The following is a 19,695-nucleotide window of genomic DNA, read 5'->3' as shown; positions in this document are numbered from 1 at the left end:
GCCCCCATAGCTGTTTTATCAACATAACCGGAGGAATCCATGGCAGTTACTGCAAATAAGCGTCCAGTCATGACACTTTTTTCAAACAGTAATGATATATATAGCCACCAAGTTCGCATTGTACTAGCGGAAAAAGGCGTAAGCGTAGACATCCATAAAGTTGAAATGGATAACCTGCCTGAAGATCTATACGAAGTGAACCCTTATGGAACTGTACCAACCTTAGTTGACCGTGAGTTAGGCTTGTTCGTTGCAAAAATCATAATGGAATACCTTGATGAGCGTTTTCCTCACCCTCCATTAATGCCTGTATACCCTGTAGCTCGTGGTCGCAGCCGTTTAATGATGCACCGCATTGAATCGGACTGGTACACGTTAGCTGAAAACATTTTAAACGAAAAAGATGTTGAAGCTTCACGTCAACAACTTAAAGAAAGCTTGTTGAGCTTAGCGCCTATTTTTGGTGAAACACCGTTTTTCATGAGTGAAGAATTTAGTTTGATCGATTGTTACTTAGCACCGTTGTTATGGCGCTTACCATTACTTGGTATTGAGCTTGATGGCACAGGTTCTAAAGAGATCAAAGCTTATATGATTAAAGTATTTGAACGTGAATCATTTCAAGCATCATTGACAGATGAAGAGCGAGAAATTCGCAATAACCGTTTAGGTTAATCGTCGAATGATGACTTCAAATCGCCCTTATTTATTAAGGGCATTTTACGATTGGATCGTTGATAATCAGCTGACACCGTATATTGTGGTGAACGCGATGCATCCGGCTGCGAAAGTGCCCATGCAGTTTGTTAAAGACGGCCAAATTGTATTAAACGTCAACCCTGCTGCGGTAGGCAATCTGTTAATGAATAACGATTGTGTTGCTTTTGATGCCAGATTTGGTGGTAAGCCAATGAATGTAATGGTGCCAATTAATGCCGTGTTAGCTATCTACGCTAAAGAAAATGGTGCAGGTACAGTATTTCCTGAAGAAGAGGAAGTACAGCAAGAAGACGAGTTACACTTCGAGCCTAAATTACAAGCTACGCCAAAAGTGGAAGAGTCAGATACAAGCAGTGAAAGTGACAGTAAGGCTACAGAAAAAAAATCAAAGTCTCGCTCTCATTTGAAAGTAATTAAGTAATATTGTTGATGTTATTACGCTTTTACTTTTACGTTAAGTAAGCATTACGATAAAAGCCCACAAGTTGTGGGCTTTTTACTGATGAGTAGTTGAGTAATAAAATGGCTAAAGAAGCCGTTAACTAGGCCAGTTATAAATATTCAAATACTTTTACTACTTTGCCTACACCGCTAATATTACGCGCAATATCCACTGCTTTATCAGCTTCGTGCATGGTTGCTAGCCCCATCAAAAATACTTCTGCATTTTCTGTTACGACTTTAATGTTTAATCCTGCGACTTGTTCGTCACTTAATAGTTGGGTTTTTACTTTAGACGTAAGCCATGCGTCGTTAGTTTTAGTTGTGATAGACGTGCTACTACCAATACGGATCTGGTTATGGATTTTTTTCACACCAATAATATCGGCAACGGTTTTCGCTGCAAGATCTCTTAGCTGATCATTAGGTGCTTGACCTACCAATAAAACAACGCCATTGAACGACACAATGCTAATGTTGCTATGTTCTCGCAAGCTAGCGTGTTCAGAAAAAAGCAGTTCTGCTTTTACTTCAATATTGTTATCGTCAATTTGAGCGCCAATACTTCTGCGATCATTTGCAGCAGATGCTGCGCCCGCTGCACCTGCAACAACAGCCACCGCACAACCTTCAAGAATAAGAACAGAGGCTAATAAAAGGGGTAAGGAAAATTTTCTCATAATTATGCTTCCTGTTGCGGGAATAATGTTTCGTCAATAAGCTCAGCCAGTAAATGAATATGGAATAAATGTCCTTCCATAATGCGTGCAGGACGCTTAGAAGGCACCTTAACTTCAATATCATTATTACCAAGCAGTCCTGATATGTCATGCCCTTCTTCACCATTAAACGCAATAATAGCCAAATCTTTTGTCAGGGCCGACTCTATCGCGGCAACAACGGGCGCTTCATTACCTGTTAATGAGAAGGCTAAGAGTAAGTCTCCTGGGTTCGCTAATGCTCTAACTTGACGTGAAAAGTGCTCTGCATGGTTCACGTCTCTTGCTACCGTCGACATCGAATTTAAATCACTGTTTAGTGTGATGGCGGGCAAACAAGGGCGTTCAGTTTCAAAGTGGTTGATGAGAAGGTTGGCAAAGTGCGTGGATAAAGTGAAACAGCTTTGATAACCACAACAAATTACTTTGTTACCCGTTAGGAGTGTTTGTACGATCATCAATGCAGATTGTTCTAATACACCCGCAAGCGTGTCGCCTGCAGCAATTTGAGTTTGTATACTCTCTGTAAATAATTGTCTTACTTTATCTTGCATATATTTTTCTTAAATAATTAGAATGCATTTTGGTGCCATTGCAATGGTTGGCTATTGTCACCTGAAAACGCGATAACATCAAATCGACATGCAGTATCAGTGAGATTAAATTGAGTAAGAAAATGTTGTGCAGTTTTGATTATTTTCTTTTGTTTGCTTGGTGTGACCGATTCAGCTGCTGAGCCGTGGTGATCATTTTTACGATATCTCACTTCAACAAATACGAGGCTATCGTCGTTTTTTACAATAAGATCGATTTCTCCGAAGCGCGTATTGTAATTTGCTTCAATGAGTCGATAGCCATGCTTTTTTAGGTGATTAAGTGCAAGGCTTTCATAGTAATCACCTTTATGCTTAGTTGATGCGCTAAACAGTTTAGTAAGGGGTTTCAATCCGTGTCACCTTTCCTTTATTGAATCTTGCCCACATCAGTTTCCTTTCAACATTACCTGTGTGAGTAACAGAGAGTTGCCCTGTTAAGCCTGAAATGCTTTGCCCAGGTAGTACTCGCATTTGAGCAAGTTGATTGATAAGTTGGTAGCTGTCATATCCTAAAGCAAATAAACGAAGTTGCTGAATATTGCGCTCCGGCCAAAGTTGCTGGCTTTGCGAGCGTAATGATTTTATTTTGCTTTGAGAGCCAATAATCCATGGCATGTCGGTAAATTTGATATTAGTTAACTCTTTTTTGGCTGTTTTATAGTTGCCATAGCTTTTAGAAGAGGCAAAAACAGGTACTGCCGTGGCAAAAGGGCTGATGCTCACATCTATAAACGGTTTTAAAAGGTGGGTTTGAATTGGATTGGCGATGATGTAAAACGCGTCAATGTCTCTACGGTTGCGTGTATCACTCTTAATGCGTTTATTAGTAAAGCGCTTAATACGGCTAATGCGTTTTTTACTCTCATCCACGTCAAGGGTGCTGCTAATCGCTTTGCTCATATCATGAGTGCCATTAAAGTAAATGATATCAATTGCGGCATTTTTTTCTATTTTGGCCGCTTGTTCTTGCCAATTTCGCGCTAAAAATTCGGCTTCGCGCTGCCCACTGCTATTATTTTCCGCCACAATAACAGGATGCTTGAAGTTGAGTTTTATTAAGTCTGTTGCAGCTTGTTTTAATTCATCACTACGTGAGAGAGTCAGGTTGTACAGGTGTGGTGCTGCGTCATTAATAGGTTGGCTAGGACTATTTAATAACAAGGTAGGAACAGTTTGGTACAACTCGGTAGCTATGAATTTATCGACATTACTTTTTAATAATGGGCCGATAATAAAGTCGGGGTTTAGTTCTGTTATGGTTGCAACTATCGCTTCTTGGGGCTGGTTGCTGTCAACAATGTGTAACTGTGTGTCAGTATGTTCGATGGCAGTGAGTAGGCCATCTCTAACGGCTAACGCTTCTTGCTTAAAGCGGCCTGAGAATTGTAACAGAAGCACGATTGTGCCTTTGTTGTATGGTGAAACTTCAAGCACTTGCTGAAACGCGTCTGGTAACTGGTTAATTGATGGGTGATTTGAATAGCGTTGTTGCCACAATTGCAACGCTTGATGAAGCGCGGTTGGATTACCAAGGTGACGCCTAACTGTTAGTGATAAATCAACCCATCCTTGACTTGATTGGCTTAAATTAAACTGATTTTTACCAAACGTTGTCAGTGCATATTCAGGTAGCTGGCTTAATGAGTGCCAGATCCGCTGGTGCAATAACTGGGTTTCTTCATCGCTAATCGTATTTTGAAATGCGCTTTCAATGTGTAATTCAATTTCTAATGCGTTTACAAATTGCTGCTGCTCAAAGTAGGCTTGCTCTAAAGCTTGATAAAATTGGAGCTGCTCTTCACTTGATAGGGCACTAATTACACTTCGGTTAATTGACTTTAACATCATGCTAGCTTGGCTAGGCTGCTGCTCGGCAAGTAATTGCTGGCTTTGTAGTATGTGTAACTGTGCTGTTTGTGTCTCAGATAAATTGGCAAAGGTAAGTAGCTGCAATACGATGACTTTACTTTGCATGTACTGCTCGTTTGCCAGTGCAGTGCGTGCAGCATGAATGTAATGAGCCCATCGTTGTTGAGGGACGTTAGTTGCTTCAGCCAACGCTACCCACTCTTTTACTGTATTAGGTTGCTGAGTAACAGGTTCAACAATGGGTGTTGCGACAGGCTCTGTTTTTACTTTTTTAGGTGCGCTACCGCAACTTGCCAACACAAGTGCAAGGATAAAAGCAAAGGCGACTGTTATATATCTGTAAACTTCCACGTAAACTCATTAGAATAACCAAAGTTTTATTATATTACTGCTGCCGAACAATAAGCACAATGCAACTGGAGTTAAAATGTCGGGAATTCTATATATAGTCGCCACACCCATTGGAAATTTAGCCGATATTACGTTACGTGCCCTAGATGTACTTAAAGAGGTTAACGTGATAGCAGCAGAAGATACCCGTCATACCATGAAGTTGCTTAATCATTATCAAATTTCAACCAAAACGATGGCACTTCATGATCATAATGAAAAACAAATTGCAGCTAAAGTGGTTGAACGCTTACAGCAAGGCCAAACTATTGCGCTAGTATCAGATGCGGGAACACCACTTATTAGCGACCCTGGATATGCGTTGGTGAACGCGTGTCGCGAAGCGGGGGTGACTGTTATGCCGATACCAGGACCAAGTGCAACCATTGCGGCATTGTGCTGTGCAGGCCTGCCTACCAATGAATTTTCTTTTCGTGGCTTTACGCCACCTAAGTCTCACGCACGACAAGCGTTTTATCAAAAATTAGCTGGACTGTCTGAAACCATGGTGTGTTACGAAAGTCCGCGCCGATTGTTGGCCAGTATTGAAGACTTAATTGTGATCATGGGCGAACAACAACAAATTGTTATGGCAAAAGAGTTGACTAAAACGTATGAAACTTTTTTTTACGGCACAGCCATCCAGTTGAAGGAATGGTTAGTCGAGGATGAAAATCGCCAGAAAGGGGAAATTGTTTTAATTATTAAAGGCAAAGAAAAAGCTGCAACAGCCATCCCTGAAGAAGCCATGACATTAATGACCTTGCTACAAGAAGAGTTGCCACTTAAAAAAGCTGCGGCCATTACGGCAAAGCACTTTGATTTAAAGAAAAATGACTTATACAAGGCTGGCTTAGCCGAGCAAGCATAAATTGCACGAGTCATTTGTTGTTGTGTGTTGTTGCGTGACGGGTTTGTCTGTATAATCGCTCGCGCTGAGCAGACCAGACAATCGCTGCTTCACTGTTGTATTTTTCGTAAGAAAAGTAAACGGGTGGAGGGGAGGAAAGTCCGGGCTCCATAGAGCGGGGTGCCAGGTAACGCCTGGGCGGCGCAAGCCGACGACAAGTGCAGCAGAGAGTATACCGCCGATGGCTAAGCAATTAGCACAGGTAAGGGTGAAAGGGTGCGGTAAGAGCGCACCGCGCGATTGGTAACAATTCGTGGCACGGTAAACTCCACCCGGAGCAAGACCAAATAGGGTTCCATTGGCGTGGCTCGCGTTGGAACCGGGTAGGTTGCTTGAGGCTAACGGCGACGTTAGCCCTAGACGAATGATTGTCGCTTTATTTACTAGTTTACTGGTAATGCGAGAACAAAACCCGGCTTATGTGTCTGCTCAGCAAGCTTCTTTTATTAGTTATCTTTCCTTGGCGTAGAGTCCTCATAATTAACTACCTTTTCAATATACTGTTGAGTATAGTTCTTGATGTAATCACTCATCCAAAAATTTAAATGCATAATATACTCTGGATCGTTTAATACGTGCTCTTCTAGCGCCTGATTAATATTAGCAAGCGCATCGTTAGCAAAGTTATTCGGTGCCGTTGTAGAGCAACCTACCGCGCCTAGCGTGTACGTATTTTCTAGTTCTTTTATGGGTAAAACCTGCATTTTATAATTGAATTCTGCTTCGTGATATTTATGTGAAGTGGGGTAATCAATAACGTAATCAGCACGTCGCTTAGAAAGTAAATTTAACGTTGTTAATGTTGATTTTTCAAAACTATAGGTCACTACGCCATGATTGTATGCCCAGCTATCGTCAAGAATTGGCTGTAAGATTGGGCCATAGCGTCGTGCTGAAGAGCGTCCTAGAGTAAATCTTCGGTCATTAAGTAATTTAGCAATAGAAATGCTTGCGCCATACCGCTGTGTAAATGCTGCCAAGCGATCTTTAGCTACTATCACGCTAAAAGCTGGATATAACGTAGTAGGAATAGAGTAATCAGCTACCGCAGTCGCTTTTTTACGATGAATCATGCAGGGAAAGCACACAGGTTCGCCACTGGCTAATTTTTTGTGAATACGATTCTGAGGTAATACAACGCGTTTATGCTTAAGGTAGGGGCTGGCAGCAATCAACTTTTCAACTAAGAGATCGCAAATGCCATGGCTAAAAGGCGGCTTTGGCTGAGTAATATGAAAAGGCGGAGAGTCACTAATCATCCATGTGATCTTTAACGAGTTAGTGTTTGCTTGTTTGTTTGCTTGGGTATTTTCTTGAGGACTTGTCTGGGTGATTGCCTGTGCATAGGTTGGTTGGGTTAGTGCGATTAGCACTAGGTAGAAATGCACGCAGGCACCCATCACCGCTAATAGCCTGTTGAGTTTAGTGTTATTCTTTTTTACTACTAGCTGCATAGTCACTGCCTACATCTTACGTTCAGGACACGTATTTAAAAGGATCCTTACTGTGAGTATAGTTCAAAATCAGCTATGGCTTGTTTTTTAGTTAATCATGAAATAGAGCGCTACTTTGAGCGCCCTTTTTACAGTGAGTTGATGGTGGTGTTTAACCTCTAACGGTTACATGCTTCAGCAAGACTATTTTTTTATCTTTTCTTTGACGCGATTTATTTCTTTCTTCGTTTCATCATTGGGTTGTTTAATTTTCTCAAGCACTCGCTCTGCTTGATAAATATCATTATTTTCAATGAGTGCTTCCGCATAGTGCACCGCAATATCGTGATTTTTCGGCGAAAGCTTGTACGCTTTAGCGAGTAATTTACGTGCTCTTCTAAATTCTTCTTTGCGCAGTAAAATTAAGCCGTTGGTGTCAAGCACTGCACTATTTTCAGGTGCAACATCAAGTGCTTTACTGGCGTATTTTTCCGCTTGATCTAATTCACCTTTTTCATAATACAGCCATGCCGTGTTGTTTAAGGCAATTAAATTATTTGGTGAATACGCTAATGAGGCTAAATACAATTTATGAGCCTGTTCTTTATTCTCATGCAGATACTGATTCGCTAAAATCAACCGAAGAGGATTATCTTGCGGGAATTGCTCTAAGTGCTGCTCAATAAAAGCCTTGGCTTTTTCAGGTTTTTCTTGTTTTTGATATAAGGTATAGAGTAATCCCGCGGTTCTAGCAGAGGGAATTTTATTGTAGTGCGCTTCCACTTTTGGCAACGCTAAAACATGATCCCCTTTAAAGGCCAATAATCGCCCTTCTAAACCTTCAACAATGACTTGGTCAATATCTTGATTCTTTAATTTATCAAGAGCTTGCTGTGCTTTACTGTAAGACTTTTGCTCGATTAAAATATGCGCATTCATTAGGCGCAGCGCACTGTCTTCTGGAAAGCGCGCTAGGCCATCTTGCACTGTTTGATAGGCTTTTGCCAAGTTATTTTGTTTTTCATATAAGTTCGCTAGTCGCGTATAAGGTTCAGCCACTGAGGTGTGTCGTTCCCACATCATTAGTGCGTTTTCAAACTTATCTGTTTCTTTAGTCACGGCTAAGGCTCGTATAAGAAGCTGCCAATATTGAGGGGGCAATGTGCTGTCTTGCTTGTCTACTTTATTTAAAATGGTTAAGGCTTTTTCAGCTTCGTTATTGTTAAGCTCAAGTTCGGCATTAAATAATGCTAAACGTAAACTGACTCTATCTTGAATCAGTGGGTTTTGCTTCTTACTGTTTGCTTTGCGTTGATTATCGTCAAAAGAGAAGCCTTCACGGACTTTATCCAGTGCTAATTCTGGTTGCCCTAATTGTTGCTGAGCTTCACGGTAATATAGCAACGCGGTAAAGTGATCTGGTTGCTCGTTAAGCAAGTTAGTAAGGTAAGGCAGCGCTTCATTAGCTTGTTTACGCTTGAGTGCTTGTTTCGCGAAGTATAAATTAGCAGTCGCATTGCTTTTGTTTATTGCTAGTACTTGTTTAAGGTTGGATTCTGCTTTGTCAATATTGTTTTCTTTTAATAAAATAGCAGCATGCAAATTACGAGACTGTTCAAGTAGCTGCTCAGCTTCGATAAGTTCCTCTGTGAATACTTTTGCTTCCTTTATATTATTCGCGCGATATAACGCCGCCGCATAGGTTAATTTACTCGGCGCGTGATTAGGATCTTTTTTAAGCGCTTGTTTTAATAATTCGATACCCGACTCGTCGTCGATAGACAGCTTCAAAATACCTTGTTGATGCAGTTGCTGCGTATCAAGTTGTTGGCCTTGGGTGTGATCTAGCAATTGCGCAGCTTTTTCATTTTCGCCACTGTTGATTAAGGCGTAACTGGTTGCATTAATTAATGAAATATCCTCTTCTGACATTTCTTCTAAATTAACGAGATTATCAAACGCTTCATCATGTTTATTAAGGATCACTTGGGTTGCTAATAACACACGTTTGGCAACATGATTGGGCTTTAACATATTGCTTAATGGCTCAAGGTGGTAATACGCTTTTTCAAAATTTTTGTTCTTGTAGGCCGAAAGTCCGGCAAGCAAGTGGTTTTGAGGTGTATCAGCGCCATTTTGAATTGCTTTCTCAATAAACTGACTGGCTTTCTCGTAATTTTCTTTTTCAAACTCAATACCTGCTGCTAGCTCATTTGCTTGTGGGCTTTCAGGTACATTGGCGATAAGTTTATTAATATATACTTCAGCTTGCTCGGTTTCATTGGCATTCATGAGCGTTTTAGCTAATGCGAAATGTGTCGACAAATGCTGCGGGCGTTTAGCTTCGTAAAGCTTTAGGTGTTCTATTGCACTATCGTAATCGGCTTTTACGTAACTGAGTTGGCCGATTAATAAATGGGCGTCAGCAAATAATGAAGGGTTACTCAAGAGCTGCTTTTTTGCTTGGTCATAGGCTTCAGTATCATCTGATACGGCTGTGCGCAGTAATATTCCTGCATGTGCATACGGTGACACATGGTCGGGCGTGTGTGTTACTAATAAGGCTTTTGTGTGCTCTCTATCATTGAGGTGGTAATAGCTCCATGCTTCATAAAACGTAAAGAGTGGCGTACTGCGTTTAATTTTGTCTGGCAGCTCTTCCAAGTAGTCAATGGTACTTTGGTAGTCTTGACTTTGAAATAGTGCTTCTGTCATAAAGCGGGCAACTTTGGCGTGGGTTAAGCCATTCTTTTGCGCTTTGGTAAATTCTTTTATGGCGAATGCCGATGCGCCATTTTCTAAATGCGCTTGGCCCAATAACAAACGCGCTTCAGTATTTTGTGGCTGTTTTGCTACCACGTTTTTTAATTCAATAATAGCTGCATGGGTTTGCTGTTTCGCTAAGTGCTCTTTGGCAAGCTGAATATGCTCTTCGGGGGTTCTTTCGCTGCAACCTATTAGGGAAGAGGCGGCAAGGGTGGCAATAAAAATGGAACGAATAGCCAAACTAGGCATGTATTTTCTCCTTTGTTTTATGTCGCTTCTAATGGCTACAGTAAAACATTAATCGATAACTATGAAGTTACTTTGATTTATTACATTGACAACAACGCGTACAATTACGAAGGCTCGCGCAATGAAAACAAGCCGCATATATTGCGGCCTAGACGCACTTAAATCAAATTAAAGTGACTGGTACTTTTACTATTTAAATTATAGTGGTTATGGTTTCTTTATCCACTTCCCATCTAGAGATTTTATATAGTTGCCCGATTTTGTTTTCTCAATCGCTTTTTTACCTGCCAGCTTTGCAACCACATCAAGTGTTAGATTATTTTTTGCCGCTAATTCTTGGTACTTTTCACGGCGTTTAATATTAACTTTTTCTACTATTAATTTGGCGGCAGGGGTGTTCGTTACCGCTGCTAAATAACCGTTTGTTTGTTCGCCTACTAAGCCTTTCGCTTTGGCTTCACTCAGTGTTAAAGCGTATGCGTTAATACTTACCGATAACATGAAGATGCAAGAAAAGAAAAGAGTCGTCATTGTTTTCATAAAAAAGGTCCTTAAAAAGAAAAGTTAAAAAATTTCGCTGTCTTCGCTAAAAAGCTCATCAAGCTCTTTGTCCACTTTTACACGAATTTCATGATCAATTTTAACGTTAAGGTTAATGGTAATCGGTTCTTTAGCTGCCACTTCAACTCGGTGGCTGCATGCACAAAGCAATATTGTGCTGCATATGATGAATAGTAATGAATAATGTTTCACAATAATTACGCCTACTGGTTTAGTTTCTGCTCAATGGACTGACTGAGTGAGTCACCCAATTGTAATGCTTTTAGTAACATATATAAGTTTTCTTCGTGTCGATAATTAAAATCGACGGGTTGCTCTTGTTCAGGATTAATCCCTTGAATGTTTATTTTTATGTCCATATTGCCTTGTTCGTCCATATTAATATTGGCATTAAAGTCGTTATAATGCAGTTCCTGAAGCAACTCTAAAACTGGCTGTAAACTCGCTTGTTGTTGCTTAATGGCATTAAACGTTGGGTTGTCTTTAATAATAATTTGACCGTTAGATACATTATTGAGTGTAGCATGGCTGATGCTGGCTGAACCTTCCCTGAATAATACCGGCACACGGCCACTCATCAGTCCTGTTACCGTTACGCCTTCTTGTGGATGTAACGCGAGTAACTCTTCTAACGACAGCTGCTGTAAGTGAAGTACTATTGTTTGTGCTTCAGCTTCTGCAACTTCGGCTGGTGGATTTAAGTTAATTTGAGTTGGTGCTACTGAAAACTGGCCATGTAAAACGCTACCGTTTAACTGTGAAATTGTGAATGTTGGCGCAGCTAATGGGCCCTTAATATCTATTGCCCCTTGAATATCCTGCAAGTTAACCCCTAAATTTAACTGATCTATGGTGAAATGACTTGGCGTTACCAATAAAGTTGTGGGCATGAACTCTGCTGAAACATGCGTGTTAAAGCCGCTAATATCAATGTTTCCTATCTTCATTGCTAGATTTTGAATATCGCTGACTAGTTTTATTGTCCAAGTGTGTGGATGATAAGTTCCGGTTAACTTAGTTGAATGTGTGCCTGCTTTTAACGTAATGGCCTGTTTGGGTTTTAATAATGCCGTTACTAAATTTAATGTGGGGGTAATATGCTTTATATCTTGCTTGGGAAACGTCATGTCGAACTTAAAGCGAGATGGAGCATCGACAATGTTGCTGATATGTAAGGTGTGCGCAATGGGTAAATCGCCAAGTTGCGAGTTACCGGAGAGCTCATAAAGAGTCGGTTCGTTAGCTTTTACGTTAATATTCGCCCTGTTATTTCCCTTATTTTCTGTAGAAGCATTACGCAGTGTTGTATCACTGGCGAACGCACCTAAGTCAACGCCTAATACAGTAACAGAGTCGATGGTCGATTTAAGGTTTAAATCGAGGTCGGGTAACGTATTTTGCTGTTGATATGCGAAAGTGCCAGATGTTTGTACTTTTAGCTTTTGTAACTTAACAGAGAAAGGTTGCGCAGGACTAGGTGTAACACTTTTCGGTTTGCTGTTGAATGGCATTAAGTCGGCTTGTTGGTATGCAATACTATCCAGTGCCAACACTGCATTGTTAATATCCGCGCTTATACCTGAAGTTGAAGAGTAGCTCACCTTAGCGTTTAAAAATATTTGCGGCGTTACTTTACTAAGCAACTGGTTATTTAGATTGAACGTTGACAACGTCAACCACGTTGATGGTATTAAATTCACCATCAATGAGGCGTTAGCGTCATTTTGCGCATTCAGGGGTAAGTGTAAATCAGACACGCTAATACTAACAGAGGGGCTGCGCAGCGTAATGGTGTCACTAACGGTTAAGGTTTGTTGTTTCGTTTGATAGGTAATTTGTTCAGGTAGCGTTACGTTAATGCTGGTTAATTCATTCAAGTCTGTTTCAATGTGAACGTTTTTTTGGATTGAGTGAGCCAGTTTCTTATTGGCGAGTTGACTTAGGAGAGTGTTAAGCGTGTCATCGGCTATTTTTCCTTTCAGTACTTGAGTTAGTGCTGTCTGAAAAGTGGGGTTGCTTAAGGCTTTATTGATGCCATCAATCTTGAGCTCTTCACCATGCGTATTAAGCAACCATAGCGCTTGCTGCTTGTTTAATTGAGCCTGTATGTCTGTAGACAATTGCACCGACGGTAATGCACTAAAAACACTACTGTTATTGAGTTTAATGTGGTGCTTACTTGTGAGTGCAAGCTCATTATACAAATCTACATAGGTTGATTTATTAAGTGGCACTTGTACATTCGCATGGCCTTGCCACCTATCTGCTGGATTAAATTGACTACGTAACAGCGGTAAGCGTGAAGCTGAAGTAATATGACCAACAAAATTGATTAACCGTTGCAAATTATTCAGTGACACTTGCCAATTAAGACCGACCGAGAGTATTTCTTGCGATACAGGCACTTGTTCTTGGTGTAACGTTCGCGGCTGCCACTTATCCATCACTAGGTGAATGGACTCAGCACCGGAATGCTCACTTGGTTCAAATGCATCGTTTTCATCTTTGTTATTGTTACTTTGCAAAGGCTGTAACGAAGTATCGGAAAATCCAATATTGGTTATTGCTATGTCGAATTGTTCGCTACCTAACAACGTACTCTCGTTAACCCGACTTTTATTTTCACTAACAGATAAAGAAAAATGCAGTGGCGTATAAGGCGAAGGTAGGTTATCGGTTTTTATCGTAACCTGATTAAGTACTGTATTTGGAGAAATAGTCACGAGTTTTTGTAAATTAGTAATAATGTCAATTAATTGTGCAGGAGTGTTCGCGCTGCTTTGTAAATCATTATTGCTGTTGGCGTTATTACTGTCAGTATTTAAGGCTAAGCTTAAATGAACATCTTCTGCTGTTAATTGGCTAAGCGTATGGGTGTGCCAGTTATAATGCAGAGTCAAATGATGTACTTCAACGTTTACCGTGTCAGCATTAAAGCACAGGTGTGTGATATTAAGTTGCTGAATAGAGGGCGCGTGCCATTTCAAGCAGTCTACGTTGACGCCATATTGCTTAAGCGCCATGTTTAATAGCTGCGGATAATAATAGAGGCTAGTAATGCTAACGGTTACCAGTAACAGTATTACTGTGACTGTAAGTAATATCACTTTCAAAAGTAAAGACAAAAAACGCGGCAAGAAAATATCCTGTAACTGTTGCATTAGACTGGTCGGGTGTCACTCGCATTTTAATCTAGTTAGAATGCCGCCAGCTTTGTGTTGAAATATAGACTAGCAATAGTGTAGCAAAGCCAGCAAACGATTGTTATATTTAGGTAAATATGCGAAGGAGTGCGCAAGTATATCCCGCTTAGTTGAATATCAGTGTTCAATTAAGCAGGTATATATTTTTAAAGTTATTATATTAAACGCTGCTATAGCGTGCATTCTGGAGATGTTATATGTGTGAATTAGATCAACTTATTCAAAATAATGAAAAATGGATAGATAAATGCACACACGACGACCCCGACTTTTTTAAACGTTTAGCTGGACAGCAAAACCCAGATTACTTATGGATTGGGTGTTCAGATTCTCGTGTACCCGCTAACACCATTGTGGGTTTAGAGCCAGGCGAGCTTTTTGTTCACCGAAATATTGCCAACATGGTTCAACAAACAGATTTTAACTGCTTATCGGTTTTACAATACGCTGTTGAAGTGCTCAAAGTAGAGCACATTATTGTGTGCGGCCATTATGGCTGTGGTGGCGTGCAAGCCGCAATTGGCAATGATGAGCACGGGCTGGTGGATAATTGGTTACGCCAAATCAAAGATACTTATCATGCTAATCAAAGTGAAGTTGACGCCATGCCAACGCCGGAAGAAAAAGTAAACCGAATGTGTGAGCTTAACGTGATGGAGCAAGTGCAAAATTTGGCTAAAACGAAAGTGTTGCAACTGGCTTGGCAGCGTGGCCAAAAAGTGTCGATACACGGTTTAATATATTCAATTAGAAACGGAAAACTAAACGACTTAAATGTAACCATAAAAGGCATAGAGCAGGTTGACCCTGTTTATCGCGTTAAAGAAACCACTCGTTTAACTCGTCCTACCGTTACCCCATCGGAAAACAATTAATTCCTTTTTATTTATTCTTAAATCTCTTTCAGCATAAGCGTTAATTAGCCACGCTTATGCTGGCACTAAGGTATGCTTAACTCTTTTGCGCTTCGTTTAATTGGTAATGTATTCTGCCTTGAAGGTAAGCGTTAACTAACGCTGATAACCCTTGTCCAACGTCACTGTTACCTTGCTCTATGCCTGAAGGATGCTGCGCTGGAGCCCCTTCGCATAAATGTAAATAAGTGGCTTCTGGAAGACATGCTAGCGAGTACACATATTGCTCAGCGTGCGCAATAGTAACACCACAGTTTGAGTAAGCGCTTACGGGCATAAATGCAATGCTGTCGATGTCTACTTCAATCCCCAATGGCAGAATATCTTTTAAAAGATAGTCTGTTGCCTCGTCGATAGCTTGGGTAAAGGTTTTTTCTTGGCGCAGCCAAAGTGATTGGTAGCTGTCGTATTTAAACCCTTTATCTTTAAGTGCCGAAAAACATGCTTGAGAATTTTTTAATTCATGTAATCCTAATACATAGTAAGCACTGAGATAGCCTTGTTGCTGCGCATAGTGAAAGCCATTTCCGCTGTGGCGACCCTCTAAAGGCCTGAAGTCTGAATGCGGATCTAAATTGGCGGCGGCTAGTGGCGTATCTAATGCCTGTGATGCCCCTTTCAAAATTGGATAGGCATTATTGTGTCCGCCACCAATAACGATAGGCTCTAAGCCAGCCTTAACAATTTGCTCAATAATGGGGTGAACGTAACCATCAAGTGCAGCACATAAATTGCGTAATCCTTCAATATCATCAACATTATCATTTGATAATGCATTCGCTTTTGCTGTGAGTGCGTGGCAGTCAACTTCTCCCAGTAAAACGATGTCATCGCCTCTTAAAAACTCATTGCTTTGTAAATTTAGAAACCGCGATAGAAAAGCTGGCCATGCTTGGTGCGCACCGCCACGCCCCAAGTTTGCTTTAGGGCCAATATCTTCTGGAATACCTAATAACGCATACTTTGCACCTTGTTGCGCGCATTGTTGTAAACCGCTGAGTAACGTTGATGCGTCGAGTGCTTGAGATAACAGCTTGGCTTCGTTTAATGCATCTGGCAGTGAAAGGCTGTTAGCGCTGTGTAATTCGTTGGCTATGTTGTTAGGCGTTGTATCAAGTGGAAGGTGTTGCATAACTTCACCTAAGTGTACTTCATGCGGGCGTTGATTAACGTAACAATGGGTAACAGAAGGAGTGTAGCTAATAAGTTTAAGAGTCATGATATTGATGCCATATAATTGATTAGACGCGTTAAATATTATAATGACGCAAGTGTGAAAATTTAGGTAAAGTCAGGCGGCTATTTTTGTTGTTATTATAGGTGATTAAAATTTACAGTGGCGTCAGCAGGAAGCCTTAACTATATCGCCAGCTGTAAACTTTAATTTTTTATAAAAAATGATAAGTTGAAAAACGCACTATCTATTCAAAATCTAACGCTTCTGGTGATAAAATCACGCCGGTGCTGTCGGCATAAATGTGATCTTCTGGTAAGAAAGTAACGCCACCAAAATTAACAGGAATATCAGCTTCGCCTGTGCCCGCTTCATCAGCGCCTACCGGAATAGAAGCCATCGCTTGAATCCCTAATTCAATATCTTCAAGCGCATCTACATCGCGTACGCTGCCATAACAAATAATGCCTTCCCAGCCATTCTCTGCTGCCAGCTCAGCTGTTTCTGCATCAATTAATGCACGTCTGGTTGAGCCACCACCGTCAATAAGTAATACTTTACCAACACCAGAGTTGGCTAAGTGCTGCTTAATTAATCCACAATCTTCAAAGCATTTGATTGTATGAATGCTACCACCAAATGAATTACGTCCACCAAAGTTTAAAAACATAGGCTCGACGACGTCGACAGAATCGGCATATAAATCACAAAGTTCAGACGTGTTGTATTCCATCGTTTTCCCCAATTAAATAACGTTTTCAATATAAAGCTGCAACGAACAAGTATATGTGCTGCACATCGCTTTGTACACTTTAGTGCTAATAAACCTGCTTGAAATTCAAAATAGCGCAATTTGATGACTTTTTAATTACCACTAACGTAGTAAAGTATAATATTTCCCCATAAAATCAGAAGCTAACATTCTTAATGGCCTTTTCTTCAATGCATCAGCATAGGAAGAAATAAGTCTGCTACGCTTGTGATACTAATTGCACTTTGGTGCGTATCAAATGCTAATTTCCTTTCAACGATCTAGGAGCGCGTCATGTCGTTAAATTTGTCTGATAATTCTTTGTTAAACGATAAGTTGTATATCAATGGTGAGTGGCAAAATACGTCGTTAACGCCATTCAACGTACTGAATCCAGCAACAGGCGATGTTATTGCAACCGTTGCCAATGCCGGTGAAGAACACGCTAAACAGGCCATCGCCGCGGCAACTGACGCATTACCAGCATGGCAACATAAAACGGCAAAAGAGCGAAGCAGTATATTACGAAAATGGTTTGAATTAATTATGGAAAACCAAGAAGACTTAGCGCGTATTATGACCGCGGAGCAGGGCAAGCCCTTGGAAGAGGCACGAGGAGAAATTGCATATGGGGCAAGTTTTATAGAGTGGTTTGCCGAAGAGGGAAAGCGTGTTTATGGCGACATTACTCCCACCAATAGCCCATCCCATCGCCTAGTCACCATCAAGCAAGCTGTTGGGGTAGTGGCTGCCATAACGCCGTGGAATTTTCCTTCAGCCATGCTAACTAGAAAAGCAGGCCCTGCGTTAGCTGCCGGTTGTACCTTTGTTATGAAGCCAGCGTCAGAAACGCCACTGTCGGCCATTGCCCTTGCTGTACTGGCTGAACGCGCAGGCATACCTAAAGGCGTACTTAATTTAATTATTAGTGACGACTCAAAAACCATCGGTGACGTGTTTACTTCAGACACCCGAGTTAAAAAAATCACCTTTACGGGCTCAACTGCAATAGGTAAAACCCTACTAAAACAGTCGGCTGACACGGTCAAAAAAGCATCGATGGAGTTAGGCGGTAATGCACCACTGGTTGTATTTGCGGATGCTGATCTAGATAGTGCAGTAGAGGGCGCAGTTGCCTCACGCTATCGCAATGCAGGACAAACCTGCATTTGCGTAAACCGCATGCTGGTACAAGACGAAATTTATGATGAATTTACTAAAAAACTAACTGAAAAAGTCGCCAGCATGAAGGTAGATAATGGCTTTGCAGATAATGTTGATATCGGCCCGCTAATAAACATCGATGCCGTACTAAAAGTAGAAAAACTGGTTAATGAAGCTGTTGAAGAGGGGGCGCAAGTGTTAGCGGGAGGTGAGCGCTCAAATCAAGGAGAATGTTACTTTCAACCTACAGTGCTAGGAAACGTAACTAAAAACATGAACATTTTAAGTGAAGAAATATTTGGTCCTGTATCCCCCGTCGTAAAGTTTTCAACAGAAGAAGAAGCAATCGAAATGGCAAACGATACCAACTACGGCCTTGCCGCATATATTTACACCCAAAACTTAGGCAGAGCATGGCGCGTGAGCGAAGCCATTGAATACGGCATGGTCGGCGTTAATGAAGTTTCAATTACCAGCGAGTTGATTCCGTTTGGCGGCGTAAAAGAGTCAGGCCTAGGCCGCGAAGGCTCTAAATACGGTATTGATGAATATGTCGATATTAAATATATCTGTATGGGTGGGGTTTAAAGTTGGAACGCGGGTACTTGGTAATTAAAGCGTAGGACGGCGCTGCGCTTGTCCGGCCTACACCTAACTTTAAATCTGTTGTAGGTTGGAAAAGCCGTAGGCGCCTTTCGACGTTAAGATTACGGGCAGTTAACCAATTTGGTTTATGCGAACCAAGCTATGATTTTAAACGCTTCACTTAGGTGAGGCGTTTTTGTGTTTAACATTGAGGGATTGAAATCCAACTGTTGTATTCGGATTAATGTCGGGTAGTGCTTCGTTTAACTGACTTACAGTGCTAGGTTAAATAGCATATTAAAATAAAAGTCGATGGGTCAGTCAGCTTAGGTTGGGTTTTAGTTGCTTTTCATCGGATTGATTTGTCGGATGACGATGCTTTATTCGAGCCAGTTTTGCTGGCTGGAGAGAGTCCTTAAAGAAGTGAGTGATTATGGACGCATTCACTTTACCAGTGTGATATGAAAAAATTGACTCTAAAATTTCATTAGTAATAAACATAGGGGTAAGTATTTTTTTAAAATCCTCGTACGTTAAATTTGGATGTTAACAATATGAGATTAAAGGCAGTTTTTATTATTTTCTTAATAAGTTATCTAGTATTCAATATTATTGGAAATAGATTTTGGTTCATTACAAATAGTATCGGAGAAAATGTACATCAGGTTCACTCTGTTCACTTTGAAGCTATGCCAGATGTTTTGAGTATCAAGGAAATGGAAGAAATGAGTACTCGAACTAGTGCTCAACTGGATAGAAAAATACGTAAAATGATCGAGGAAAGAAGTAGTAAAGGGAGATTTTTGAATGGCGCTTTACTATTATCAATGTTTTTATATTTATACACAGCTATCTTACTTCCGAAAAGATTTAAATATATAGCTTTGTATTCCAGTATCAGTATGGCAATAGTGGCTTTTGAGCTATATGTTGAGTCTAATTATTTGGTTATATCCATATTGGTTATTACACCAGTTATTTTATTTTACAATTATCTAAGAAGACTGAGAATGCTTTAGGTAAAGTACAGTCACAGCCATACGTTAGGTTGACTTATCGGGTGACGCTGCGCTTAACCGAACTGCGCAAAAGTGGTTGTAGGTTGGAAAAGCAGCAGGCGCCTTCCGACGTTAAGGTTACGGGCAGTTAAGCAATTTGGGTTGAACAAATAAAACTCTGATTTTAAACGCTTCACTTCGGTGAGGCGTTTTTTATGTTTAACTTTGGGGAATTGAAGCTCAGCTGTTGGA

17 protein-coding genes and 1 other RNA gene are annotated in these 19,695 nt (G+C 40.8%); 7 read left to right on the top strand and 11 right to left on the bottom strand.

The window, feature by feature from the left end; genetic code table 11:
* Positions 1-39: 39 nt before the first annotated feature.
* Positions 40-675, top strand: coding sequence for a stringent starvation protein SspA (sspA, locus tag HUU81_RS14685; protein ID WP_199609670.1), 636 nt, complete (start codon positions 40-42; stop codon positions 673-675).
* Between the two features lie 10 nt (positions 676-685).
* Positions 686-1,141, top strand: coding sequence for a ClpXP protease specificity-enhancing factor (locus HUU81_RS14680; RefSeq protein ID WP_199612088.1), 456 nt, complete (start codon positions 686-688; stop codon positions 1,139-1,141).
* A 130-nt stretch (positions 1,142-1,271) separates the two neighbouring features.
* On the opposite strand, the gene dolP is transcribed toward HUU81_RS14680, so the two are convergent.
* Genes dolP through HUU81_RS14660 form a run of 4 tightly spaced genes read right to left on the bottom strand, consistent with a single transcriptional unit; the run spans position 1,272 to position 4,696 of the window.
* Positions 1,272-1,841: a division/outer membrane stress-associated lipid-binding lipoprotein gene (gene dolP / locus HUU81_RS14675; protein ID WP_199609669.1), complete on the bottom strand. Its 570-nt coding sequence runs from the start codon at positions 1,839-1,841 to the stop codon at positions 1,272-1,274.
* A gap of 2 nt (positions 1,842-1,843) precedes the next feature.
* Complete coding sequence (locus HUU81_RS14670) at positions 1,844-2,434, bottom strand: SIS domain-containing protein (RefSeq protein ID WP_199609668.1); 591 nt, start codon at positions 2,432-2,434, stop codon at positions 1,844-1,846.
* 17 nt (positions 2,435-2,451) lie between these two features.
* Positions 2,452-2,826, bottom strand: coding sequence for a YraN family protein (locus HUU81_RS14665; protein WP_233520519.1), 375 nt, complete (start codon positions 2,824-2,826; stop codon positions 2,452-2,454).
* Positions 2,810-4,696, bottom strand: a complete 1,887-nt coding sequence (locus tag HUU81_RS14660) for a penicillin-binding protein activator (protein ID WP_199609667.1) — start codon at positions 4,694-4,696, stop codon at positions 2,810-2,812. The genes HUU81_RS14665 and HUU81_RS14660 overlap by 17 nt, the downstream gene beginning before the upstream one ends.
* Positions 4,697-4,772: 76 nt before the next feature.
* On the opposite strand from HUU81_RS14660, the gene rsmI reads away from it, so the two are divergent.
* On the top strand, positions 4,773-5,606 hold the full coding sequence (gene rsmI / locus HUU81_RS14655) for a 16S rRNA (cytidine(1402)-2'-O)-methyltransferase (protein ID WP_199609666.1): 834 nt from the start codon (positions 4,773-4,775) through the stop codon (positions 5,604-5,606).
* A gap of 65 nt (positions 5,607-5,671) precedes the next feature.
* Positions 5,672-6,081: RNase P RNA component class A (gene rnpB, locus HUU81_RS14650), an RNA gene on the top strand.
* Positions 6,082-6,091: 10 nt separating this feature from the next.
* On the opposite strand, the gene HUU81_RS14645 is transcribed toward rnpB, so the two are convergent.
* From HUU81_RS14645 to HUU81_RS14625, 5 genes are all read right to left on the bottom strand, one after another.
* A complete protein-coding gene (locus HUU81_RS14645; RefSeq protein WP_199609665.1) occupies positions 6,092-7,099 on the bottom strand; it encodes a hypothetical protein in 1,008 nt (335 codons plus the stop codon).
* Between the two features lie 183 nt (positions 7,100-7,282).
* The gene (gene prsT / locus HUU81_RS14640; protein WP_199609664.1) at positions 7,283-10,093 is read right to left on the bottom strand and encodes an XrtA/PEP-CTERM system TPR-repeat protein PrsT; all 2,811 of its coding nucleotides are present in this window, start codon (positions 10,091-10,093) and stop codon (positions 7,283-7,285) included.
* 207 nt (positions 10,094-10,300) lie between these two features.
* On the bottom strand, positions 10,301-10,633 hold the full coding sequence (locus HUU81_RS14635; RefSeq protein WP_199609663.1) for a YdbL family protein: 333 nt from the start codon (positions 10,631-10,633) through the stop codon (positions 10,301-10,303).
* A 24-nt stretch (positions 10,634-10,657) separates the two neighbouring features.
* Positions 10,658-10,846 (bottom strand): YnbE family lipoprotein, encoded by a 189-nt coding sequence (locus HUU81_RS14630; RefSeq protein ID WP_233520518.1) that lies wholly within the window; start codon positions 10,844-10,846, stop codon positions 10,658-10,660.
* 11 nt (positions 10,847-10,857) lie between these two features.
* Positions 10,858-13,815, bottom strand: a complete 2,958-nt coding sequence (locus HUU81_RS14625; RefSeq protein WP_199609662.1) for an intermembrane phospholipid transport protein YdbH family protein — start codon at positions 13,813-13,815, stop codon at positions 10,858-10,860.
* 239 nt (positions 13,816-14,054) lie between these two features.
* On the opposite strand from HUU81_RS14625, the gene can reads away from it, so the two are divergent.
* The gene (gene can / locus HUU81_RS14620; protein WP_199609661.1) at positions 14,055-14,732 is read left to right on the top strand and encodes a carbonate dehydratase; all 678 of its coding nucleotides are present in this window, start codon (positions 14,055-14,057) and stop codon (positions 14,730-14,732) included.
* Positions 14,733-14,808: 76 nt separating this feature from the next.
* Here can and HUU81_RS14615 read toward each other — a convergent pair whose 3' ends face one another.
* Together HUU81_RS14615 and rraA are read right to left on the bottom strand one after the other, a co-directional pair.
* Positions 14,809-15,990 carry a formimidoylglutamase gene (locus tag HUU81_RS14615; protein ID WP_199609660.1) on the bottom strand — a complete coding sequence of 394 codons (1,182 nt, stop codon included), beginning with the start codon at positions 15,988-15,990 and terminating at the stop codon, positions 14,809-14,811.
* 202 nt (positions 15,991-16,192) lie between these two features.
* Positions 16,193-16,678 carry a ribonuclease E activity regulator RraA gene (rraA, locus tag HUU81_RS14610; protein ID WP_199609659.1) on the bottom strand — a complete coding sequence of 162 codons (486 nt, stop codon included), beginning with the start codon at positions 16,676-16,678 and terminating at the stop codon, positions 16,193-16,195.
* Between the two features lie 312 nt (positions 16,679-16,990).
* Between rraA and HUU81_RS14605 the strand changes: the two genes are divergently transcribed.
* Both HUU81_RS14605 and HUU81_RS14600 read left to right on the top strand, forming a co-directional pair.
* Positions 16,991-18,448, top strand: coding sequence for an NAD-dependent succinate-semialdehyde dehydrogenase (locus HUU81_RS14605; RefSeq protein WP_199609658.1), 1,458 nt, complete (start codon positions 16,991-16,993; stop codon positions 18,446-18,448).
* A gap of 551 nt (positions 18,449-18,999) precedes the next feature.
* Positions 19,000-19,464 (top strand): hypothetical protein, encoded by a 465-nt coding sequence (locus tag HUU81_RS14600; RefSeq protein WP_199609657.1) that lies wholly within the window; start codon positions 19,000-19,002, stop codon positions 19,462-19,464.
* Positions 19,465-19,695: the final 231 nt, after the last annotated feature.

Origin of the sequence: Flocculibacter collagenilyticus, assembly GCF_016469335.1 — a bacterium.
Taxonomy (GTDB): Bacteria; Pseudomonadota; Gammaproteobacteria; order Enterobacterales; family Alteromonadaceae; genus Flocculibacter; species Flocculibacter collagenilyticus.
Note: the sequence above shows the minus strand (reverse complement) of the source record. Positions and strands in the feature narration are given on the sequence as shown.

What these genes read in the sequence shown, in the direction of transcription:
- sspA (WP_199609670.1), top strand. Translation starts at nt 40, where the DNA reads ATGGCAGTTACTGCAAATAAGCGTCCAGTCATGACACTTTTTTCAAAC.
- HUU81_RS14680 (WP_199612088.1), top strand. Translation starts at nt 686, where the DNA reads ATGACTTCAAATCGCCCTTATTTATTAAGGGCATTTTACGATTGGATC.
- dolP (WP_199609669.1), bottom strand. Translation starts at nt 1,841, where the DNA reads ATGAGAAAATTTTCCTTACCCCTTTTATTAGCCTCTGTTCTTATTCTT.
- HUU81_RS14670 (WP_199609668.1), bottom strand. Translation starts at nt 2,434, where the DNA reads ATGCAAGATAAAGTAAGACAATTATTTACAGAGAGTATACAAACTCAA.
- rsmI (WP_199609666.1), top strand. Translation starts at nt 4,773, where the DNA reads ATGTCGGGAATTCTATATATAGTCGCCACACCCATTGGAAATTTAGCC.
- HUU81_RS14645 (WP_199609665.1), bottom strand. Translation starts at nt 7,099, where the DNA reads ATGCAGCTAGTAGTAAAAAAGAATAACACTAAACTCAACAGGCTATTA.
- prsT (WP_199609664.1), bottom strand. Translation starts at nt 10,093, where the DNA reads ATGCCTAGTTTGGCTATTCGTTCCATTTTTATTGCCACCCTTGCCGCC.
- HUU81_RS14635 (WP_199609663.1), bottom strand. Translation starts at nt 10,633, where the DNA reads ATGAAAACAATGACGACTCTTTTCTTTTCTTGCATCTTCATGTTATCG.
- HUU81_RS14625 (WP_199609662.1), bottom strand. Translation starts at nt 13,815, where the DNA reads ATGCAACAGTTACAGGATATTTTCTTGCCGCGTTTTTTGTCTTTACTT.
- can (WP_199609661.1), top strand. Translation starts at nt 14,055, where the DNA reads ATGTGTGAATTAGATCAACTTATTCAAAATAATGAAAAATGGATAGAT.
- HUU81_RS14615 (WP_199609660.1), bottom strand. Translation starts at nt 15,990, where the DNA reads ATGACTCTTAAACTTATTAGCTACACTCCTTCTGTTACCCATTGTTAC.
- rraA (WP_199609659.1), bottom strand. Translation starts at nt 16,678, where the DNA reads ATGGAATACAACACGTCTGAACTTTGTGATTTATATGCCGATTCTGTC.
- HUU81_RS14605 (WP_199609658.1), top strand. Translation starts at nt 16,991, where the DNA reads ATGTCGTTAAATTTGTCTGATAATTCTTTGTTAAACGATAAGTTGTAT.
- HUU81_RS14600 (WP_199609657.1), top strand. Translation starts at nt 19,000, where the DNA reads ATGAGATTAAAGGCAGTTTTTATTATTTTCTTAATAAGTTATCTAGTA.